Origin of the sequence: Bradyrhizobium sp. CB1717, assembly GCF_029714325.1 — a bacterium.
GTDB lineage: Bacteria > Pseudomonadota > Alphaproteobacteria > Rhizobiales > Xanthobacteraceae > Bradyrhizobium.
Genome location: NZ_CP121666.1, coordinates 203,784 through 224,221, shown reverse-complemented (window position 1 = coordinate 224,221; position 20,438 = coordinate 203,784). Strand labels below are relative to the sequence as shown.

At 64.5% G+C, this 20,438-nt stretch carries 17 protein-coding genes; 8 read left to right on the top strand and 9 right to left on the bottom strand.

What is annotated here, in order from left to right; all coding sequences use genetic code 11:
* Positions 1 to 79 precede the first annotated feature (79 nt).
* Positions 80 to 1,783 carry a diguanylate cyclase gene (locus QA649_RS01040; RefSeq protein ID WP_283022582.1) on the top strand — a complete coding sequence of 568 codons (1,704 nt, stop codon included), beginning with the start codon at positions 80 to 82 and terminating at the stop codon, positions 1,781 to 1,783.
* Here the strand turns inward: QA649_RS01040 and QA649_RS01035 are convergent.
* Positions 1,780 to 2,826 carry a GGDEF domain-containing protein gene (locus QA649_RS01035; protein WP_283022581.1) on the bottom strand — a complete coding sequence of 349 codons (1,047 nt, stop codon included), beginning with the start codon at positions 2,824 to 2,826 and terminating at the stop codon, positions 1,780 to 1,782. The two genes, QA649_RS01040 and QA649_RS01035, sit on opposite strands and share 4 nt — an antisense overlap.
* Before the next feature lie 193 nt (positions 2,827 to 3,019).
* Here QA649_RS01035 and leuS point away from each other — a divergent pair, with 193 nt between their 5' ends.
* The 3 genes from leuS (at position 3,020) to holA (ending at position 7,332) form a co-directional block, all read left to right on the top strand.
* The gene (gene leuS, locus QA649_RS01030; protein ID WP_283022580.1) at positions 3,020 to 5,656 is read left to right on the top strand and encodes a leucine--tRNA ligase; all 2,637 of its coding nucleotides are present in this window, start codon (positions 3,020 to 3,022) and stop codon (positions 5,654 to 5,656) included.
* On the top strand, positions 5,643 to 6,194 hold the full coding sequence (locus tag QA649_RS01025) for an LPS assembly lipoprotein LptE (protein ID WP_018646016.1): 552 nt from the start codon (positions 5,643 to 5,645) through the stop codon (positions 6,192 to 6,194). Before leuS ends, QA649_RS01025 begins: the two co-directional genes overlap by 14 nt.
* Before the next feature lie 109 nt (positions 6,195 to 6,303).
* A complete protein-coding gene (gene holA / locus QA649_RS01020) occupies positions 6,304 to 7,332 on the top strand; it encodes a DNA polymerase III subunit delta (protein WP_018646017.1) in 1,029 nt (342 codons plus the stop codon).
* Positions 7,333 to 7,645: 313 nt separating this feature from the next.
* On the opposite strand, the gene QA649_RS01015 is transcribed toward holA, so the two are convergent.
* The 7 genes from QA649_RS01015 to hemJ form a co-directional block, all read right to left on the bottom strand.
* The gene (locus QA649_RS01015) at positions 7,646 to 8,533 is read right to left on the bottom strand and encodes a ParB/RepB/Spo0J family partition protein (protein WP_026312464.1); all 888 of its coding nucleotides are present in this window, start codon (positions 8,531 to 8,533) and stop codon (positions 7,646 to 7,648) included.
* 141 nt (positions 8,534 to 8,674) lie between these two features.
* Positions 8,675 to 9,541: a ParA family protein gene (locus tag QA649_RS01010; RefSeq protein WP_271510229.1), complete on the bottom strand. Its 867-nt coding sequence runs from the start codon at positions 9,539 to 9,541 to the stop codon at positions 8,675 to 8,677.
* A 30-nt stretch (positions 9,542 to 9,571) separates the two neighbouring features.
* Positions 9,572 to 10,255: a 16S rRNA (guanine(527)-N(7))-methyltransferase RsmG gene (gene rsmG / locus QA649_RS01005; protein ID WP_283022579.1), complete on the bottom strand. Its 684-nt coding sequence runs from the start codon at positions 10,253 to 10,255 to the stop codon at positions 9,572 to 9,574.
* Between the two features lie 93 nt (positions 10,256 to 10,348).
* Complete coding sequence (gene mnmG, locus QA649_RS01000; RefSeq protein WP_283022578.1) at positions 10,349 to 12,229, bottom strand: tRNA uridine-5-carboxymethylaminomethyl(34) synthesis enzyme MnmG; 1,881 nt, start codon at positions 12,227 to 12,229, stop codon at positions 10,349 to 10,351.
* Between the two features lie 691 nt (positions 12,230 to 12,920).
* On the bottom strand, positions 12,921 to 14,273 hold the full coding sequence (gene mnmE / locus QA649_RS00995) for a tRNA uridine-5-carboxymethylaminomethyl(34) synthesis GTPase MnmE (protein WP_283022577.1): 1,353 nt from the start codon (positions 14,271 to 14,273) through the stop codon (positions 12,921 to 12,923).
* Positions 14,274 to 14,588: 315 nt separating this feature from the next.
* Positions 14,589 to 15,854: a transcription termination factor Rho gene (gene rho, locus QA649_RS00990; protein ID WP_011083462.1), complete on the bottom strand. Its 1,266-nt coding sequence runs from the start codon at positions 15,852 to 15,854 to the stop codon at positions 14,589 to 14,591.
* A gap of 246 nt (positions 15,855 to 16,100) precedes the next feature.
* On the bottom strand, positions 16,101 to 16,535 hold the full coding sequence (gene hemJ, locus QA649_RS00985) for a protoporphyrinogen oxidase HemJ (RefSeq protein WP_211405135.1): 435 nt from the start codon (positions 16,533 to 16,535) through the stop codon (positions 16,101 to 16,103).
* Positions 16,536 to 16,992: 457 nt separating this feature from the next.
* Here hemJ and QA649_RS00980 point away from each other — a divergent pair, with 457 nt between their 5' ends.
* Genes QA649_RS00980 through dnaQ form a run of 4 tightly spaced genes read left to right on the top strand, consistent with a single transcriptional unit; the run spans position 16,993 to position 19,828 of the window.
* A complete protein-coding gene (locus tag QA649_RS00980) occupies positions 16,993 to 17,832 on the top strand; it encodes a pyruvate, water dikinase regulatory protein (protein ID WP_283022576.1) in 840 nt (279 codons plus the stop codon).
* Between the two features lie 8 nt (positions 17,833 to 17,840).
* Positions 17,841 to 18,449, top strand: a complete 609-nt coding sequence (locus tag QA649_RS00975) for a Maf family nucleotide pyrophosphatase (protein ID WP_283022575.1) — start codon at positions 17,841 to 17,843, stop codon at positions 18,447 to 18,449.
* Positions 18,450 to 18,472: 23 nt separating this feature from the next.
* Complete coding sequence (gene coaE / locus QA649_RS00970; protein ID WP_283026226.1) at positions 18,473 to 19,072, top strand: dephospho-CoA kinase; 600 nt, start codon at positions 18,473 to 18,475, stop codon at positions 19,070 to 19,072.
* A 39-nt stretch (positions 19,073 to 19,111) separates the two neighbouring features.
* Positions 19,112 to 19,828 carry a DNA polymerase III subunit epsilon gene (gene dnaQ / locus QA649_RS00965; RefSeq protein ID WP_283022574.1) on the top strand — a complete coding sequence of 239 codons (717 nt, stop codon included), beginning with the start codon at positions 19,112 to 19,114 and terminating at the stop codon, positions 19,826 to 19,828.
* A gap of 8 nt (positions 19,829 to 19,836) precedes the next feature.
* Here dnaQ and secB read toward each other — a convergent pair whose 3' ends face one another.
* Entirely contained in the window at positions 19,837 to 20,325 is a 489-nt protein-coding gene (secB, locus tag QA649_RS00960) for a protein-export chaperone SecB (protein ID WP_018646030.1), read from the bottom strand.
* Positions 20,326 to 20,438: the final 113 nt, after the last annotated feature.

The window sequence follows — 20,438 nt, the reverse complement described above, 5'->3', positions numbered from 1 at the left end:
GTAAGTCCAATTTTACCGAGTTCAAGAAAGAGTTTTTGAACCCTTCGCTTTACCTTAGCCCGCGGGGTGGGCAGCGAAGATGGCAAACGTCAGTTTCAACCGCAAACGAGCGAAACTCAAGCAGGTTCTCGGAATCCGGGCCCGGCTTGCGTTGCTTGCCGTCATTCTGGTTGCGCCCTTGATGCTCGAGCGCATTCGTTCGCTCGAGGACGCGCGCACGCGGCAGATCGCGCAGGCCGCGGCCGAATTCACCACCGTCGCACGGCACAGCGCCGATGCGCAGCGCGAGGTGATCTCGTCGGTCGAGACCATCCTGAAATCGGAAGCCTTCATCCGTGCCTCCGCCGGCGGCATCAGCAAGAGCTGCGACGTGCTGCGCGCGAGCCTGCCCTCGAACCTTCCCTGGATCCGCACGCTATTGATCGCCGGCCAGGACGGGCGCATCCAGTGCGCCACCAACAACATGTATGTCGGCCTCGATCTCAGTGACCGGCCCTACTTCCAGCAGGCGCAGGAAACCGGCCGTTTCGTGCTGAGCGATTTCATCCTGTCGCGGCCGGTGCCGTCCCCGACCGTCATGGCGGTCTACCCAGTGTCGGCGTTCAGCGGCGTCGCCGATGCCGTCGTGCTGGCCACCGTCAACCTCGACTGGATGTCGAAGGTCATGAACAATCTCGGCGGCCGCGCCGGCATCACCGCCGTGCTGGTCGACAGCGCCGGCACCGTGCTGGCCGCCCCCGCCGACCAGCACAGTACGGTCGGCCGCCCCCTCGACAACATGCCGCTGATGTCCGCGATCGCCGACAGGGCGCTGCGGTCGGACCAGGACGAAGGCTCGCTGTCCTTCCTCGCCGCCGACGGCTCCCGCCGCGCGGTCAGCTACATCCGCATCGCCGGCACCAATGCCCGCCTGATCGCCAGCATCGACGAGGACAAGGTGTCCGCGGCGGTGAATCGCGACATCCGCACCGCCTATCTCCAGCTCGGGTTCGTCGTCGTCTTCGTCCTGCTCGGTGCACTCATCGCCGCCGAGAAACTCGTGATCAAGCCGATCGAGATGCTCGCCGACATGGCCAAGCGTCTCGGCGAGGGTGATCTCTCGGCGCGCGCCGCGCGCAACCGCCTGCCGGCCGAGTTCGTGCCGCTGGCCCGCGCGTTCAACGCGATGGCCGCGCAACTCAGCCAGCGCGAGCGTGAGCTGATCGCGAGCAACGACCGGCTGACCGTGATGGCCTCGATCGACATGCTGTCGGGCCTCGCCAACCGCCGCGGCTTCCAGAGCCGGCTCGATTTCGAATGGATGCGCGCGCAGCAATATGGCAGCGACCTCGCGCTGCTGATGATCGACGTCGACCATTTCAAGCTGTTCAACGACACCTACGGCCATCTCGAAGGCGATTCCTGCCTGACGCGGCTCGGCGAGTCGCTCTCCGGCATCGCCGCCGACACGATGGGCTTTGCCGCGCGCTATGGCGGCGAGGAATTCTGCCTGCTCTTGCCGAACACGGACGTGAACCGCGCCGTCGAGATCGGCGAGCAGGTGCGTGCGGCCGTGCTGAAGCTGTGCCTGCCGCACATCACCTCCGCCCACATGATCGTCACCGTCTCGATCGGCGTTGCCGCGACGAGGCCCAACGAGGCCTTGCGCCCCGGCGATCTCATCGAAGCCGCCGACGCCGCGCTCTACGCCGCCAAGCATCGCGGCCGCAACAGCGTCGTCGAGCACGGCGTGCAGGCGATCGAGACCGGCGCGGCCGCCATGATGATGGCGGCGAGCGCCTAACCCGCAGCCCCCGCCCGATCGAGCTCGATCTCCGTCACCACGCGATTGCGGCCGCCACCCTTGGCGAGATAGAGCGCGCGATCGCAGCGCTCGATGAGATCGGCGATGGCTTCACCGGAACGATACTGCGCCACGCCGATCGAGACGCTGATAGAGGGCAAGGTCTCGCCGGTCGAGCGACGGGTGATGGTGCATTCGGCGATCGCGCGCCTGATGTGCTCGGCGATCCCGGCACAGGTAGCCAGATCGGCGTCCGGCAGCACCGCGATCAGCTCCTCGCCGCCGTAGCGGGCCGGCAGATCCTGCGCGCGCACCTTCTCGCGCAGCACCCTGGCCATCAGCCGCAGCACCTGATCGCCGACGCCATGTCCGAAATCGTCGTTGAAGGTCTTGAAGTGATCGATGTCGAGCAAGAGCACGCTGAGCGGCTCGCCCCAGTCCGCCGTGACTTGCGCCTTGCGCAGGAATTCGTCCAGCGCCCGCCGGTTGGCGAGGCCCGTCAGCGTGTCGGTCCGCGCACGCTCCTCGGACTTGGAGAGCGAGGCGCGGATCACGTCGAGCTCGCGGGCCTTTTCGGCGGAGCCCGCCTCCAGATGGGTCGCCCGCGTGGCCGCGCGGGCGAGCTCATTCATGAGCTGGGCGACCAGCGCCTTCGGATCGACGCCGGATTGGCCCTGGTCGGCGACCTCGCTGATCGCCTGCATCTGCGAATGGTTGTCCGCGATCGCGGTCGCCAGAAACTCCTTCGCCGCTCCCATCAGGGCGTTGAGCCGCTCGGACGTGTCGACGACGGCCGCACTCACCTGTGGCGCGACATAGGTCTCGAACAGGTTCTGATTGGTCCGGGCGTCGAACGGACGATTGTGGTCGATCAGGAGATCGATGGCGTTGCGCAAATCGTCGTGGCTGCCTGCGAAATACTGGTACCAGACCGCAAAATTGATCGGCGTCGGCGCGATCCGCTGCTCGGCCATGCTCCGCATCGCCCGTCCGGCAATGGACGCGGCATAATCGTAGTCGGGATCGTCGAAGCTGGCGTCCATTCGAGTGTTTTGGGGTCCCTGGCCAGCCGCAACCTCGCATCGACCCCTTAATCACACCCCAACGGCGGCCTCGGTAGTTATGCGGAGCAGCGCCCCAGGTTCCGGGGTGAGGCAACCCATTGACCCCCCGAGGGCTTCTATGGCCTAGTCCGCCGTCTTTAGACGGCCGAACCCAAGAAAAACCAACGATTCCATGACCTCCGAACGCTACAACGCCCGCGATTCCGAACCGCGCTGGCAGGCTGCCTGGGACCAGCAGGCGATCTTCGTCTCGAAGAACGACGATCCGCGGCCGAAATACTATGTGCTCGAGATGTTCCCCTACCCGTCCGGGCGCATCCATATCGGCCATGTCCGGAATTATACGCTGGGCGACGTGCTGGCCCGCTTCATGCGCGCCAAAGGGCTCAACGTGCTGCACCCGATGGGCTGGGACGCCTTCGGCCTGCCGGCCGAGAACGCCGCCATCGAGCGCAAGGTCGCGCCCAAGGCCTGGACCTACGACAACATCGCCGCGATGAAGAAGCAGCTCCGCTCGATCGGGCTGTCGCTGGACTGGAGCCGCGAATTCGCGACCTGCGATCCCAGCTACTACAAGCATCAGCAGAAGATGTTCCTGGACATGCTCGCCGCCGGCCTCGCCGAGCGCGAGAAGCGCAAGCTCAACTGGGATCCGGTCGACATGACCGTGCTCGCCAACGAGCAAGTGATCGACGGCCGCGGCTGGCGCTCCGGCGCCGTTGTCGAACAACGGGAAATGAGCCAGTGGGTCTTCAAGATCACGAAGTACTCGCAGGAGCTGCTGTCGGCGCTGGATGGTCTGGACCGCTGGCCCGACAAGGTCAGGCTGATGCAGCGCAACTGGATCGGCCGCTCGGAAGGCCTGCTGATCCGCTTCGCGCTGGATGCGGCGACGACGCCCGCCGGCGAAAGCGAGCTGAAGATCTTCACGACGCGTCCCGACACGCTGTTCGGCGCAAAATTCATGGCGATCTCGGCGGATCATCCGCTGGCACAGGCCGCCGCCGCAAAGAACCCTGAGCTTGCGGAGTTCATTGCCGACATCAAGAAGATCGGCACGGCGCAGTCGCTCATCGACACCGCGGAGAAGCAGGGTTTCGACACCGGCATCCGCGCGGTGCATCCGTTCGACCCGAGCTGGAAGCTGCCGGTCTATGTCGCCAACTTCGTGCTGATGGAATACGGCACCGGCGCCATCTTCGGCTGCCCCGCGCACGACCAGCGCGACCTCGACTTCGTCAACAAGTACGCGCTCGGCAACACGCCGGTCGTTTGTCCCGAGGGCCAGGATCCGAAATCGTTCGTCATCACCGACACCGCCTATGACGGTGACGGCCGTATGATCAATTCGCGCTTCCTCGACGGCATGACCATCGATCAGGCCAAGGAAGAGGTGGCGAAGCGTCTCGAGAGCGAGCTGCGCGGCAACGCGCCGGTCGCCGAGCGCCAGGTCAATTTCCGCCTGCGCGACTGGGGCATTTCGCGCCAGCGCTATTGGGGCTGCCCGATCCCGGTGATCCATTGCCCGAAATGCGATGTCGTGCCGGTGCCGGATGCGGACCTGCCGGTGGTGCTGCCGGAGGATGTGAGCTTCGACAAGCCGGGCAACGCGCTCGACCATCATCCGACGTGGAAGCACGTCACCTGCCCGAAATGCGGAGGCAGCGCTAGCCGCGAAACCGACACCATGGACACCTTCGTGGATTCGTCCTGGTACTTCGCGCGCTTCACCGATCCCTGGAACGAGACTTCGCCGACGACGCCTGCCGTGGCCAACCGGATGCTGCCGGTCGACCAGTATATCGGCGGCGTCGAGCACGCGATCCTGCATCTGCTCTACAGCCGCTTCTTCACCCGCGCGATGAAGGCGACCGGGCACGTGGCGCTGGACGAGCCGTTCGCCGGCCTGTTCACGCAGGGCATGGTGGTGCACGAGACCTACCAGAAGGCCGACGGCACCTATGTGCAGCCGGCCGAGGTGAAGATCGAGGTCGGCGGCAACGGCCGCCGCGCGACGCTGCTGTCGTCAGGCGAAGACATCCAGATCGGCCCGATCGAGAAGATGTCGAAGTCGAAGAAGAACACGGTCGACCCCGACGACATTATCGAGACCTACGGCGCCGACGTCGCCCGCTGGTTCATGCTGTCGGACTCTCCGCCCGACCGCGACGTGATCTGGAGCGAGGAGCGCGTCCAGGGCGCCTCGCGCTTCGTGCAGCGGCTGTGGCGGCTCGTGAACGACTCCGTGGAGTTCGGCAAGGGCGCGCCGGCGGCGCGGCCGGCCTCGTTCGGCCCGGATGCGACCGCCCTCCGCAAGGCCACCCATGGCGCGCTGGACAAGGTCACCACCGGGATCGAGCGGCTGCACTTCAATGTCTGCCTCGCCCATATCCGCGAATTCGCCAACACCTTCTCGGAGGTGCTCCAGCAACCCGGCCAGCCGGCGGCTGACCTCGCTCCAGATTTGGCTTGGGCCATCCGCGAGGCCGGCCAGATCCTGGTCCAGCTGTTCTCCCCGATGATGCCGCACCTGGCCGAGGAGTGCTGGCTGGCTCTGGGCCAGCAGGGGCTGGTTTCGGAGGCCAATTGGCCCCAAATCGAACGCGATTTGCTGGTTGAAGACAGCGTGACCCTGGTGGTCCAGGTCAACGGCAAGAAGCGGGGTGAGGTCACAGTTGCAACAGCGGCTCAGAATCCGGAAATCGAGGCTGCCGTTTTGGCCCTCGATGCGGTAAAGCTGGCCCTGGACGGCAAGCCCGTCCGCAAGGTGATCATCGTCCCCAAGAGGATCGTGAATGTTGTCGGCTAGGATCCGCATCGCAGCCCGCCTGCTGGCAGTCGCCGCACTGGCGGCGCTGACGGCTGGCTGCTTCCAGCCGATGTATGCCGACCGGGGCGACGGCACCCCCGGCCTGCGCGAGAAGCTGATGGGGGTCGAGCTGCCGCCCATCAGCAAGCCCAACGCGTCCCGCGAGGCTCGTGTCGGCGTCGAGGTCCGCAATGCCCTGGCTTTCAAGCTCTACGGCAGCGCCACGGGCATGCCGCCGACGCACCGCCTGGACATCCGCTTCAACTCCAGCCGCTCCTCCCTGATCGTCGATCCCAACACGGGTCTGCCGAGCAGCGAGAATTTCGGCATCGACTGCCAGTACAATCTGATTGAGATCGTCAGCGGCAAGTCGGTCATGACCGGCACCACGTTCTCGCGCGTGTCCTACGACATGCCCGGGTCCTACCAGCGCTTCTCGCGCAACCGCGCCGTTCGCGATGCCGAGGATCGTGCCGCCAACGAGATCGCGGAGAACATCAATACCCGGCTCGCCGCGTTCTTCACCGCGGGCACCTGATTCCATTCCGTCATTCCGGGGCATGCGAAGCATGAACCCGGAATCTCGATCCCCAACCTCTGGATTCCGGGTTCGCGCTGCGCGCGCCCCGGAATGACGATCTAGGCCGATGGTCGCGCTGCGCGGAAAAGAAATCGACGCCTTCCTCGCCCGCCCCGATGCGGGCCGTCCGATCATCCTGCTCTACGGTCCCGACGCCGGCCTCGTCCGCGAACGCGCCGACGCGCTGATCGCCTCGGCGGTCGACGATCCCAACGATCCCTTCTCGCTGGTGAAGCTCGACGGCGACGAGCTCTCCGCCGAGCCGTCGCGGCTCGTCGACGAAGCCATGACGGTGCCGCTGTTCGGCGGCCGCCGCGCCATCCGCATCCGCGCCGGCTCGCGCAGCTTTGCCGGCGGCATCGATACGCTGGCCGAGATGAGCGTGAAGGATTGCCGCATCGTGATCGAGGCCGGCGAGCTGCGCCCGGAATCGCCGCTGCGAAAAGCCTGCGAGAAGGCCAGGACGGCGGTCGCGATCGGCTGCTATCCCGATACCGAGCGCGACCTCGCCAAGCTGATGGAGGACGAGCTCCGCATCGCGAATTTGCGCATCGCGCAGGATGCCCGCGCGGCGCTGATGTCCTTCCTTGGCGGCGACCGCCAGGCCTCGCGCAACGAGCTGCGCAAGCTCACGCTGTACGCGCATGGCAAGGGCGAGATCACGCTGGACGACGTGATGTCCGTGGTCGCCGACGCGTCCGAGCTGAAGCTCGATCCGATCGTGGACGGCGCCTTCGCCGGCCGGCCCGACATCGTCGAGACCGAATTTGCAAAAGCGATGATCGCCGGCACCTATCCCGGCGTGATCATCTCGGCCGCACAGCGCCAGGCCGCATGGCTGCACAAATCCGCACTCGCCATCGCCGACGGCCAGCCGGCCTCCGCCGTGCTCGACGGCGGCTTTCCGCGCTTACATTTTTCACGAAAGCCGATGGTCGAAACCGCGCTGCGCAATTTCAGCGTGGCGCGCCTCGCCGCCATCATCGAGCAGCTCGCGACCGCCGCGCTCGACACCCGCAAGCAATCGACGCTAGCCGCCGCCATCGCCCAGCGCACGCTGATGGCGATTGCGGCGAATGCGAAGCGGCGGGGTTAGGTCTCCGTTCTCGCCACGTCGGCGTAGCTCTCTCCACTCGTCATTGCGAGCGCAGCGAAGCAATCCAGAGTCCCTCCGCGGAAAGATCCTGGATTGCTTCGCTGCGCTCGCAATGACGACGTGGAAATAGATCCGCCCGCAATGACAGAGCGAAGCGCCAAACCCGTCATCCTGAGGTGCGAGCCGTGCGACGCAACGCGGCGCGCGGGGAGCCTCGAAGGATGAACGGCCGAGATACAGCCGGGCCGTCGCCCTTCGAGGGCCGCTGAAGAAGCGGCCACCTCAGGGTGACGGTGATAGAGAGTCGGCGCGTCTACAGCGCGCCTTTGGCGAGCCGCTTCATCACCTCGTCGAGCTGATCGAGGTTGCGGTAGTTGATCTGCACGGAGCCGCCGGGGTCGCGGTGATTGACGGTGACCTTGAGGCCGAGCGCGTCGCTGACGCGCTTCTCGAGGTCGATCGTATCCGGGTCCTTTTCCTTGCCCCCGGTCGAGCGCGCCTTCTGCGGCTTGCGCTCCGGTACGCCCTCTTCATGCGCGAGCGCCTCGGCCTGACGGACGTTGAGGCCCTCCTCGACGATGCGCTTGGCGGCGGCGAGCGGATCGGGGACGCCGATCAGCGCGCGGGCGTGACCCGCCGTCAATTCACCGGTCGCGATGAAGGCCTGCACCTCGGCCGGCAGCTTGGTCAGCCGCATCATGTTGGCAACGTGGCTGCGGCTCTTGCCGACGACCTTTGCGATGTCGTCCTGGCTGCGTTTGAACTCATTGGCGAGCGCGTGATAGCCCTGCGCCTCTTCCATCGGGTTGAGGTCCTCGCGCTGCACGTTCTCGACGATCGCGAATTCCAGCGCATCGCTGTCGCTGATGTCGACCGGGACGATCGGCACCTCGTGCAGGCCGGCCATTTGCGAGGCACGCCAGCGCCGCTCGCCGGCGATGATCTCAAAGCGGTCCTGCGCGCCCTTCACCGGACGCACCACGATCGGCTGGATCACGCCATGCTGCTTGATGGACTCGCTGAGCTCCTTGAGCTCCGTATCCGAAAACGTGCGGCGCGGATTGCGCGGATTGGCCTTGATGAATTCGATCGGCACCTTGCGCTGCGCGCGCGGACGATCGACGTGCTGAGCCTCGCCGCCGACGTCACCGATCAGACTTGCAAGACCCCGGCCCAGTCGCGAACGCGCTTCGTCGGCCATCGCCAGCTCCCTTGGATTCACGGTGCAGCACTCCAGAACTGAATTATCGTAGGGTGGGCAAAGCGAAGCGTGCCCACCAGTTGTTTATGTGCGGAAGATGGTGGGCACGGCGAAGACGCCTTTGCCCACCCTACGGCACCGCTAATGCGTCGTGCGCAGCTCGCGCTCGCGCTGAATCACTTCGGTGGCGAGCCGCAGGTAAGCTTCGCTGCCGACGCATTTGAGATCGTAGACCAGCACGGGCTTGCCGTAGGACGGCGCTTCCGAGATGCGCACGTTGCGCGGGATCATGGTCTTGTAGACCTTCTCGCCCATGAACTGGCGAACGTCGGCGACGACCTGGTTGGAGAGGTTGTTGCGCGAGTCGAACATGGTCAGCACGATGCCATGGATCGACAGGTTCGGATTGAGCGTCGAGCGCACCTGCTCCACCGTCTGCAGCAATTGCGACAGACCTTCGAGCGCGAAGAACTCGCACTGCAACGGCACCAAGATCGCGTCCGACGCCGCCATCGCGTTGACCGTGAGCAGGTTGAGCGAAGGCGGGCAGTCGATCAGCACATAGGTGTAGTCGGCGTCCGGCGAGACGTTGTTGTTGAGCGCGCCGATCGCGTCGCGCAGCTTGAAGGCGCGGCCGGGCGTGGTGCCAAGCTCGAGCTCGAGGCCGGAGAGATCCATGGTCGAGGGCGCAATGTGCAACCGGGGCACCGCGGTCGAGACCACGGCTTCGCGCAGAGGCGCTTCACCGATCAGCACATCGTAGGTCGAGCAGGAGCGGTTGCGACGATCGATGCCGAGACCGGTCGAGGCGTTGCCCTGCGGATCAAGATCGACGATCAGGACGCGCTCGCCGATCGCCGCGAGCGCCGTGCCGAGGTTGATCGCTGTGGTTGTTTTTCCCACGCCGCCTTTTTGATTCGCCAGCGCGAGGATGCGCGGGTGGCCATGCGGGACTTCAGCTGGCTGTTCCTGGGCGGTCTGGTCTTGCGGCTCGTCAGTCACGCTCATCGAAATTTCCCCACTCCACCCCTGAACGTCTCACCCTCGCCGTTCGGCGGCATTCAACTCCACGATCCAACCATCACCGGTGCGGCTTTGGTGGAGCTGAGGCTGAATATTCCAATATTTAGCGGCTTCGGTCAATTCAGCCTCTACATCTTGACCCTTAGGAAATAACGCCTTTGCGCCATGGCGCATCAGCGGCTCCGCAAAGCCGATGAGTTGATGTAGCGGAGCCAGCGCACGCGCGGTGACGCAATCGACGGGGCCGGTGATTCTATCCACATTATCCCCGATCTCAGCGAGATGTACGACTCCCGGCGACGTGGTGACGCGGACAGCTTCGCGCAGGAACGCCGCCTTCTTGGCGATTCGCTCGACGAGGTGGACGCTGGCGCCCGGAGTCTCCGCCATGGCGCAGGCGAGCACGACGCCGGGAAAACCGCCGCCGCTGCCGAGGTCAGCCCAGCGCTTTGCGGTCGGCGCGAGATCGACGAGCTGGAGCGAATCGGCGATGTGCCGGGTCCAGAGGTTCGGCAGGGTGGAGGGCGCGACGAGATTGGTCTTGGCCTGCCACTCCCGCAGCAGCGCAATGTAGCGGTCGAGCCGTATCTCGGTTTCACGTGAAACGGGCGCGAGCTTGAGCGCCGCGATCTTGTCCGCGGCGATGATGGCATCGAGCGACCGATCGTTGGCGCTGGCCTTGTCGATCCTGGCCGTCACCGGTTCGGATCGACGACCCGCGCCCTCACCCGCTCCGGGTCGTCGCGATAGCGGTCTGTCCCCGCCCGGTCCGCGCTGTTTCACGTGAAACGCCTATGCGATTGCTTTGGAAGTCTTCCGTGCCTCGCGGCGGAGATAGGCCGCGAGAATACCGAGTGCCGCCGGCGTCATGCCATCGATGCGGCCGGCCTGGCCGACCGTGAACGGCCGTGCCTTCTCCAGCTTGGCGCGGACCTCGTTGGAGAGACCGGGGACCTGCTGGTAGTCCACCTCCGACAGCACCATCCCCTCGTCGCGCCGGAAGGCTTCGACGTCGGCGCTCTGGCGCTCCAGATAGACATCGTACTTGGCGTCGATCTCGAGATGGGTGGCGATGACGGGATCGATGGCCGACAGCTCCGGCCAGATTGCGCGGACCTGGCTCCAGCCGATCTCGGGATAGGCCATCAGCTCGAACGCCGAGCGGCGCTGGCCGTCCCGATTCAGGGACAGCCCGTGCTTGATCGCCTCGTTCGGGGTGATCGTCAGCGACTTCGACAGTGTCCGGGCGGCGTTCAGGGCGTCCATCTTGGCGCGGTGATGCAGCGTCCGGGCACTTCCGACGCACCCCAAAGTGATGCCCTTCTCCGTCAGGCGCTGGTCGGCATTGTCGGCCCGCAGCGTCAGCCGGTACTCGGCCCTCGAGGTGAACATCCGATAGGGCTCGCTGATCCCGCGGGTCACGAGGTCGTCGATCATCACGCCGAGATAGCCATCGGCCCGGTCGAACACCGTCAGAGCGGCCCCACTGGCGGAGAGCGCGGCGTTCAGGCCGGCCACGATGCCCTGCCCGGCGGCCTCTTCGTATCCGGTGGTGCCGTTGATCTGCCCGGCCAGGAACAGACCGCGCAGGCGCTTGGTCTGCAGGGTTGGATCGAGCTCCCTGGGATCGAGGTGGTCGTATTCGATGGCGTAGCCGGGGCGGACCATCTTCACCCGCTCCAAGCCGGGAATGCTGGCGAGGATCGCGAGCTGGACCTCCTCCGGCAGCGAGGTCGAGATGCCATTGGGATAGACGGTGCTGTCGTCCAGACCTTCCGGCTCCAGGAAGATCTGATGGCCGTCGCGATCGCCGAAGCGGACGATCTTGTCCTCGATCGAGGGGCAATAGCGGGGACCGGAGCTCTTGATCTGGCCGGAGTACATCGGGGAGCGATGGACATTGGCCCGGATCACTTCGTGGGTCGCGGGCGTGGTCCGGGTGATCCCGCACTGGATCTGCGGGGTCGTGATCCGCTCGGTCATCACCGAGAACGGCTCCGGCGGCTCGTCTCCGGGCTGCATTTCGACCGCCGCCCAGTCGATCGTGGTGCCGTCCAGACGCGGCGGAGTCCCGGTCTTGAGCCGTCCGAGGGTGAACCCGGCCCGCTCGAAGGAGACCGAAAGACCCATCGCCGGTGCCTCGCCGACCCGGCCGGCCGGCCAATTCTTCTCACCGAGATGGATCAGACCGCGCAGGAAGGTGCCGGTAGTGACGACAACCGCCCCTGCCCGAAGCTCCCGGCCATTGGCCAGACGCAGTCCGGTGACGCGTCCTTCGACCACGATCAGCTCGTCGGCTTCGCCCTCGATGACGGAAAGACCCTCGGTCTCGCGGATCGCGGCCTGCATCGCCGCTGCATAGAGTTTTCGGTCCGCCTGGGCGCGCGGACCACGCACAGCTGGGCCCTTGCGGCGATTGAGAACACGAAACTGGATGCCGCCGGCATCGCCGACCCGGCCCATCAGGCCATCGAGCGCATCGACCTCGCGGACCAGATGACCCTTGCCGAGACCGCCGATGGCGGGATTGCAGGACATCGCGCCGACCGTTGAGAAACGGTGCGTCACCAGAGCCGTGGTCGCACCCATCCGGGCAGCGGCAGCCGCAGCTTCACAGCCGGCGTGGCCGCCGCCAATCACGATGACGTCGAAACTCTCTCGCTCTGTCCGCATGGGCGGACTTCTATCCCAGAGCGGAAAAAGCCGGAAGTGGAAACTGGGTGAGGACGCGTTTCACGTGAAACAGGTGGGCCGAAGGGGACGACGGCATTTTCGCGAGAACAACCCCATGCACAGTAGGAGGCGCCCTGATCTGTCTCCTGTTTCACGTGAAACAATTGGTGGCTCCCCACCGGGAAAACCGTCCCACCACCCCCTATTGGCTCGTTACGGGAGGAGCCGGATCAGACGTCAGACCGTCGCGTCGCACTCCGTCATTGCGAGCACAGCGAAGCAATCCAGGATCCCCCCCGCAGCAACAGTCTGGATTGCTTCGTCGCAAGGGCTCCTCGCAATGACGAGATCGAGTGCGACCACCGGCCCAATCCCTCGCTGCTCGTGAAGGGACATCAGATCCGCAGACGAAGCCATCTAGACTGGCTGAACAGAGCGCCGCTGTTTCACGTGAAACGCGCCGAGCCCGAAGACTCGGTTTCACCAGGAGGGACCCCGATCGCTTGTTTCACGTGAAACAATGGGAACCACGTAGCCCGGATGGAGCGCAGCGAAATCCGGGGAAGGTATCTCCGCCGGGCGACCGGCCCCGGATTGCGCGGCGCTCCATCCGGGGCTACGAGAACTGTCCTCGTTTCACGTGAAACACAAGCAATGGAACAAGCACTAGTTCTACAATGAAGAACTAGCGCTACTTTCCGATGCAGAATTTCTGGAAGATCGCCCCGAGGACGTCCTCGACGTCCACCCGGCCCAAGAGCCGGCCCAGGGCGTAGGCGGCGGCGCGCAGTTCTTCGGCGGCCAGCTCTTCGCCCTCTTCTACAAGCTCCAGACTCCGGCGCAAGCTGTCCGAGGCCTGGCGCAACAGATCGCGTTGGCGGGCCCGGGTCACCAAGGCACCCTCGGTCGTCCCGAAGAAACTGGCGGCGAATTTGACAAGGGCGTCGACCAGCTCGGGAATGCCGTCGCCCCGGCTTGCCGAGATCCCGAACTCGCCTACCGGCTCGGCGCCTCCGGTCCTGCCAAGGTCGATCTTGTTGCGCACGATCCAGACCGTGTCGCCAGGTCGATCGGCTTCGGATTTCCTCAGCGACCGCATCGCGTCCGGCTCGACGGTGCCCCCGCCCTCCACCAGCCACAGCACGAGGTCGGCGTCCTCAGCCCGCGCCCGCGCCCGCCTCACGCCTTCCTGCTCGACCGGATCATCGGTCTCGCGAATGCCGGCGGTGTCGATGACAGTGACCGGATAGCCGTCGAGATCGAGCGACACCTCGATCACATCGCGCGTGGTGCCGGCATGCGGCGACACGATCGCGACGTCGCGCCGCGCGAGCTGATTCATCAACGTCGACTTGCCGACGTTCGGCTCGCCCGCGATTGCAACCACGAGGCCGTCGCGCAGGCGTTCAGAATGTCCCTGTGCCGCAAGCACTTTTGCGATTTCGTCGTGCAGCGCCTTGATCGCTCTCACCGCCGGCGCCCTCAGCTCCGCCGGCACATCGCCTTCATCGGAAAAATCGATGCCGGCCTCGATCAACGCTGACGCCTCGATGATGCGCTCGCGCCAGTCGCGCGCGCGGTCGCCGAGGAGGCCCTGCAGCTGGCGCAGCGCCTGGCGACGCTGCCGGTCGGTGTCGGCGTGGATGAGATCGTCGAGGCCCTCGGCCTCGGTCAGGTCGAGCTTGCCATTCTCGAAGGCGCGCCGGGTGAACTCGCCGGGCTCGGCCGCGCGTGTATTCGGAATATCGGAAATAGCGGCGAGGACCGAGGCCAGCACCGCGCGTCCGCCATGAACGTGGAACTCAGCAATGTCCTCGCCGGTCGCGCTGGCCGGCCCTGGAAACCAGAGCACGACCGCATCGTCGATCGGCTGGCCCGCCCCGTCCCGGAGCAGCCGGCGGCTGGCCTGCCGCGACGCCGGCAGCCTGCCCGCGAGCGTCGTCAGGACCAGCCCGGCCTGCGAGCCAGAGACGCGTACCACCGCGATCGCGCTGGGCGCCCGGCCGGATGACAGCGCAAAAATGGTCTGGTCTCGCGGATGCATGGCCTATTTGTCCGGCTCCCCGCGAAAAGGCAAACATCCCGTTTTGAACCGGCCAGCGGCGGGATTTTGCTGCGCCAGATTCCGCAGCAAATTCATATTGCTTCGCAATATAGGCGCAGCATTTTTGCTGGAGGAATGCCTCCTGGCACAGCGGATGGGCCCACCGAAATTCAAGGATTATTTTGATATATCAACAAATTGAAGGTCATCCGAGATCAGGTCACCGGCTGCCTTCCATGCTGCACTCTGCTGCAGCAAAGCTGCAAAACAAAAAGGGCGCCCGAAGGCGCCCTTGAATTCTTTGCTGCAGTGCACTCAGGTGTTCATGGAGTCGAAGAACTCCGAATTGCTCTTGGTCGAGCGCAGCTTGTCGAGCAGGAAGTCGATCGCGTCCATGGTGCCCATCGGATTGAGGATGCGGCGGAGCACGTACATCTTCTTGAGCACCTGCGGATCGGTGATGAGCTCCTCCTTGCGGGTGCCGGAGCGCGAAATGTCGATCGCCGGGAAGGTGCGCTTGTCCGAGACCTTGCGGTCGAGGATCAGTTCCGAGTTACCGGTGCCCTTGAACTCTTCGAAGATGACTTCGTCCATGCGGCTGCCGGTATCGACCAGCGCGGTCGCGATGATGGTCAGCGAGCCGCCCTCCTCGATATTACGGGCGGCACCGAAGAAGCGCTTCGGGCGCTGCAGCGCGTTGGCGTCGACACCGCCGGTCAGCACCTTGCCGGATGACGGCACCACGGTGTTGTAGGCGCGGCCGAGGCGCGTGATCGAATCGAGCAGGATCACGACGTCGCGGCCATGCTCAACCAGGCGCTTGGCCTTCTCGATCACCATCTCGGCGACCTGAACGTGGCGCACCGCCGGCTCGTCGAAGGTCGAGGACACGACCTCGCCCTTCACCGAGCGCTGCATGTCCGTGACTTCTTCCGGACGCTCGTCGATCAGCAGCACGATCAGATAGCATTCGGGATGATTGTGCGTGATCGAGTGCGCGATGTTCTGCATCAGCACGGTTTTACCGGTACGCGGCGGCGCCACGATCAGCGCGCGCTGGCCCTTGCCGATCGGGGCTACGATGTCGATCACGCGTGCAGACAGGTCTTTCCGCGTCGGATCGTCGATTTCCATGCGGAAACGCTGGTTCGGAAACAGCGGCGTGAGGTTGTCGAAATTGACCTTGTGCTTGGCCTTTTCCGGGTCTTCGAAATTGAGCGTGTTGACCTTCAGCAGCGCAAAATAGCGCTCGCCCTCTTTCGGGCTGCGAATGTGGCCTTCGATGGTGTCACCGGTGCGCAGGCCGAAACGGCGGATCTGCGAGGGCGAAACGTAGATATCGTCCGGGCCCGGCAGATAATTCGCATCGGGCGAGCGGAGGAAGCCGAAACCGTCGGAGAGCACTTCGACGACGCCTTCGCCGACGATATCGGTCTCGGCGAGCGAAAGCTGCTTGAGGATGGCAAACAGCAGCTCCTGCTTGCGCATGGTGCTGGCGTTCTCGACCCCGTTCTCTTCCGCGAACGAGACGAGCTCGGCCGGGGTCTTCGACTTGAGGTCCTGGAGTTTAATTTCCCGCATTGGGGTGGTCCTGTGGGGTAACCTTGGAAGGGGTGCGAGGAGGCTCTGAAATGCGGACGTGAGAAGATAAGGTCCGCAGGTCTGGCAAGGAGAGTGCCGGTGAGGCTTCAAACCTGATGCGGTGTCCGGCCTCTGGAAAGCTCAGACACAACCACATCCGCCTGCGTTGGGTGGGATATCGATAATATAGAAAATCGCTCCCTTCTCCGCAAGCCGAAGCGCTGAGCGATTCCGCGGGTGGCTTGCCTAGAACGGCTTCACGATCACCATGATGACGATGAGAATCATCAAAACGGTCGGCACCTCATTGATAATCCGATAGAATTTCTGGCTCCGCGGACGCCGGTCGGCGGCGAAATCTTTGAGCCAGCGCGAAAAAAAGCCGTGGACCGCCGACAGCGCCAGGACCAATGCCAGTTTTACGTGCAGCCAGCCGAACGTGAACCAGTGGCCGGACCAGGCGAGAAAAAGCCCGGCGAGCCAGGTGACAATCATGGCGGGGTTGATGATCGCCTTGAACAGCCGGCGCTCCATGACCTTGAACGTTTCCGACTGCTTCGAGCCGATCTCGGCGTCGCAGTGATAAACGAACAGCCGCGGCAGATAGAGCATGCCCGCCATCCAGGAGATGACGGCGATCACATGCAGCGCCTTGATCCAGAGATAGACGTCTTCGAACATTTTCGCGGCCCGGATTGATGCCCAGCGAAAGGAGCTGGGGATAGTAAGAACCCGTTAAGGTCTTACCCTGCACACATATCCGTCCGTAGCGCCTTCCTCAAATCTAGAATCTTAGATTCTTAAGGTTTGAGTCTAAGTGACCGTGGATTGGACTCACGCAATTCCGTCCGCGACTTCACGCGCGCTTGTTCACATCCATCAACATATCCTGCGCCAGTTGGGCCTGTTCCGATAAGCCGTCCGGACTCAAAGGCTTGCGTGCGCTCGTCGGCAGCTTATCAAGGGGGTTATCCGCGCAATCCCGCTTCCCGCTTGGAGAGGCGGCGGACTTGTTCTGACGGGCAGCGGTGTGAAGAAAATTGGCACTTGTCCCGTCCCTGGTGTCGCACATCCCTTTCCGAGCGGTTAAGCTCCACAGAAATCCACAAACCACCCCGCCCTCATCCAAAGAGTTTTTGTGCCGACCTCGAACAATTATTTCCATCTGCACCTGGTCTCCGACTCCACTGGCGAGACGCTGATCACCGTCGCGCGCGCCGTCGCCGCGCAATATGCGAACGTGACGCCGGTCGAGCATGTCTATCCGCTGGTGCGGAGCCAGAAGCAGCTCGACCGGGTGCTCGACGAGATCGAGGAAGCGCCGGGGATCGTGCTATTCACGCTGCTCGAGAAGGATCTCGTCGCCAGGCTCGAGGACAAGTGCAAGCAGATCAATGTTCCGAGCCTGTCGATCATCGGGCCGGTGATGCAGCTGTTCGAAGCCTATCTCGGCGCTGCGACCACGGGTCGCGTCGGCGCCCAGCACGTGCTCAATGCGGAATATTTCAAGCGCATCGACGCACTTAACTACACGATGATCCATGACGACGGTCAGCATGTCGAAGGTCTCGACGACGCCGACGTGGTTCTGGTCGGCGTGTCCCGCACCTCGAAGACGCCGACATCGATCTATCTCGCCAATCGCGGCATCCGCACCGCCAACGTGCCGCTGGTGCCCGGCATTCCCGTGCCGGCACAGCTGGAGACGCTGACGCGGCCGCTGGTGGTGAGCCTGCACGCGACGCCGGAACGCCTGATCCAGATCCGTCAGAACCGCCTGCTCTCCATGGGCGCCGAATCCGGCAGCGACACCTATACCGACAGGCAGTCGGTCACCGAGGAGGTCGCGTTCGCGCGCAAGCTGAGCGCCAAGCACGACTGGCCGCTGCTTGACGTGACGCGGCGCTCGATCGAGGAAACCGCCGCGGCGATCATGAAGCTCTACAGCGATCGTCAGCGTAACCGGCCCTTGGAATAGTTGTCGCGATGGCTCTGTGGCGCGGCACATCTCCGCTGATCCTGGCCTCGCAAAGCAGCGCGCGCAAAATGCTGCTGGCCAATGCCGGGCTCGAATTCGAGGCCGTCACGGCTGACATCGACGAGCGCGGTATCCAGGCCAGCTCCAACCTCGGCGATCCGCGCGAGATCGCTCTGCTGCTGGCCCGCGAAAAGGCCAAGGCGGTCTCTATGGGTCGTCCGGGAAGTTATGTGATCGGCGCCGACCAGACGCTGGCGCTCGGCAGCCGTCTCTTCAATAAGCCCGCCGGGCGCCCACAGGCGCTGGCGCAACTGCGCGATCTCGCCGGCAACAGCCATGAGCTGAATTCCGCCGTGGCGGTGGCGCGGGACGGCAAGATCGTGTTCGAGGATGTCTCGGTGGCGCGCATGACCATGCGGCCAATGAGCGAAGCCGAGCTTTCGGCCTATCTCGACGCCGCCGGCGAGGCCGTGACCAGAAGCGTCGGCGCCTATCAGCTCGAGGGCCTCGGCATTCATCTGTTCGAGCGCATCGAGGGTGACCATTTCACCATTCTCGGCCTGCCGCTGCTGCCGCTGCTTGCGTATCTGCGGAGCGAGCAGCTAATTGCGGTGTAGACGCGAGAGAAGGCTGGGTGCTGATGCGGATCCTGGGACTGACAGGCTCGATCGGGATGGGCAAATCCACCACTGCAAAGTTGTTCGCGGAGGCCGGCGTGCCCGTCTATGACGCCGACGCCGCCGTGCATCAGCTCTACGAGGGTGAAGCCGCGCCGGCGATCGAGGCCGCCTTCCCCGGCACCACCGTGAACGGCAAGGTCGATCGGACAAAACTGTCGGCGCGCGTGGTGCACGATCCCGCCGCGATCAAGCAGCTCGAGCAGATCGTCCATCCGATGCTCGGTGCCTCCCGGCAGAAATTCTTCGCCGATGCCGAGGCCGCCAAGGCGCCGGTCGTGGTGCTGGACATTCCGCTGCTGTTCGAGACCGGCGGCGAGAAGCGGGTCGACGCGGTGGTCGTGGTGTCGACATCGCCGGAACTCCAGCGCGAACGCGTGCTGGCGCGCGGCACGATGGACGAGGCGAAACTCGATGCCATCATCGCCAAGCAGACGCCGGATGCCGAGAAGCGCAAGCGGGCCGATTTCGTGGTGGATACCTCACACGGACTTGAGCCGGTGCGCGCCCAGATCAAGCACATCCTGGCCGAGGTCGTTAAGATGCCGCAGCGGCGAGCCTGATTCGCCGACTTACAAGACTTCTTGCACGGCCTCCCGATCATGCGCGAAATCGTTCTCGACACCGAAACCACCGGCCTCGATCCGCTCCGCGGCGATCGCCTGGTCGAAATCGGCTGCGTCGAGATCTTCAACCGCATGCCGACGGGACAGACGTATCACGTCTATATCAACCCCGAACGGGACATGCCGGCGGAAGCCTTCGCGGTGCACGGGCTGTCGGCCGAGTTTCTCTCGACCAAGCCGCTGTTCCACGAGGTGGTCGACGCGTTCCTGGAGTTCATCGGCGATGCGCCGCTGGTGATCCACAACGCCTCGTTCGACATCAGCTTCATCAATGCCGAGCTTGATCGGATCAAGCGTCCGGCGATCCCGCGCGAGCGGCTGGTCGATACGCTGCTGCTCGCGCGCCGCAAGCATCCCGGCGTGTCGAACCGGCTCGACGATCTCTGTTCGCGCTATTCGATCGACAATTCACACCGCACCAAGCACGGCGCGTTGCTCGACTCCGAGCTTTTGGCCGAAGTCTATGTCGATCTGGTGGGGGCGCGGCAGTCGCAGCTGCTGCTGGCTTCGGAGAGCGAAGAGATTCGCGTCAATTCCGCCGGCGATGCGCCGCGGCGGCAGCGGTCAGTGCCGCTCGCGCCGCGCGTTTCGGATGCCGAGCGGGAGGCTCATCGGGCCTTCATCGCAACGATGGGCGAAAAGGCGATCTGGAACGAGTATCTCGCCGCTCCAGTCGCCCCTCCGGCTGGTTAAGCCTGCGCTTAGGCCTGGCCGGTCTGGCCACCCTGGGCGGCCATCTGCCGCTCCATGTTCTGGCGATAGAGACCGACGAAATCGACCGGGTCCAGCATCAGCGGCGGGAACCCGCCATCGCGCACCGCGGTTGCGATGATCTCACGGGCGAACGGGAACAAGAGCCGCGGGCACTCGATCATGACCAGCGGGTGCAGGTTCTCCTTCGGCACGTTGACGATCCGGAACACGCCGGCATAGGCGAGCTCGAACGAGAACATCACCTTGCCCGCGGTCTCGGCCTTGCCTTCGACCGTCAGCGTCACCTCGAACTCCTGTTCGCTGAGGTTATTGGCGCCGACATTGATCTGGATGTTGATCTGGGGCGGCTGGCCCTGCTGCTGGAGCGAGCTCGGCGCGTTCGGATTTTCGAACGACAGGTCCTTGGTATATTGCGCCAGCACGTTGAGCTGGGGAGCCTGAGCCGCCTCGGGAGGGGTGCCGTTACCGTTGGTCATAGAAGTGTCTCCTTAACCCGATTGGGGCTGAAATTCGCGGCGGTTGGCTAACATAGGGCCGCCTCGTTCCACAAGGACGAACGGTCCCGGATGGGAATCCAGATCGTGCCCGC

What these genes read in the sequence shown, in the direction of transcription:
- QA649_RS01040 (WP_283022582.1), top strand. Translation starts at nt 80, where the DNA reads ATGGCAAACGTCAGTTTCAACCGCAAACGAGCGAAACTCAAGCAGGTT.
- QA649_RS01035 (WP_283022581.1), bottom strand. Translation starts at nt 2,826, where the DNA reads ATGGACGCCAGCTTCGACGATCCCGACTACGATTATGCCGCGTCCATT.
- leuS (WP_283022580.1), top strand. Translation starts at nt 3,020, where the DNA reads ATGACCTCCGAACGCTACAACGCCCGCGATTCCGAACCGCGCTGGCAG.
- QA649_RS01025 (WP_018646016.1), top strand. Translation starts at nt 5,643, where the DNA reads ATGTTGTCGGCTAGGATCCGCATCGCAGCCCGCCTGCTGGCAGTCGCC.
- holA (WP_018646017.1), top strand. Translation starts at nt 6,304, where the DNA reads ATGGTCGCGCTGCGCGGAAAAGAAATCGACGCCTTCCTCGCCCGCCCC.
- QA649_RS01015 (WP_026312464.1), bottom strand. Translation starts at nt 8,533, where the DNA reads ATGGCCGACGAAGCGCGTTCGCGACTGGGCCGGGGTCTTGCAAGTCTG.
- QA649_RS01010 (WP_271510229.1), bottom strand. Translation starts at nt 9,541, where the DNA reads ATGAGCGTGACTGACGAGCCGCAAGACCAGACCGCCCAGGAACAGCCA.
- mnmG (WP_283022578.1), bottom strand. Translation starts at nt 12,229, where the DNA reads ATGCGGACAGAGCGAGAGAGTTTCGACGTCATCGTGATTGGCGGCGGC.
- mnmE (WP_283022577.1), bottom strand. Translation starts at nt 14,273, where the DNA reads ATGCATCCGCGAGACCAGACCATTTTTGCGCTGTCATCCGGCCGGGCG.
- rho (WP_011083462.1), bottom strand. Translation starts at nt 15,854, where the DNA reads ATGCGGGAAATTAAACTCCAGGACCTCAAGTCGAAGACCCCGGCCGAG.
- hemJ (WP_211405135.1), bottom strand. Translation starts at nt 16,535, where the DNA reads ATGTTCGAAGACGTCTATCTCTGGATCAAGGCGCTGCATGTGATCGCC.
- QA649_RS00975 (WP_283022575.1), top strand. Translation starts at nt 17,841, where the DNA reads ATGGCTCTGTGGCGCGGCACATCTCCGCTGATCCTGGCCTCGCAAAGC.
- coaE (WP_283026226.1), top strand. Translation starts at nt 18,473, where the DNA reads ATGCGGATCCTGGGACTGACAGGCTCGATCGGGATGGGCAAATCCACC.
- dnaQ (WP_283022574.1), top strand. Translation starts at nt 19,112, where the DNA reads ATGCGCGAAATCGTTCTCGACACCGAAACCACCGGCCTCGATCCGCTC.
- secB (WP_018646030.1), bottom strand. Translation starts at nt 20,325, where the DNA reads ATGACCAACGGTAACGGCACCCCTCCCGAGGCGGCTCAGGCTCCCCAG.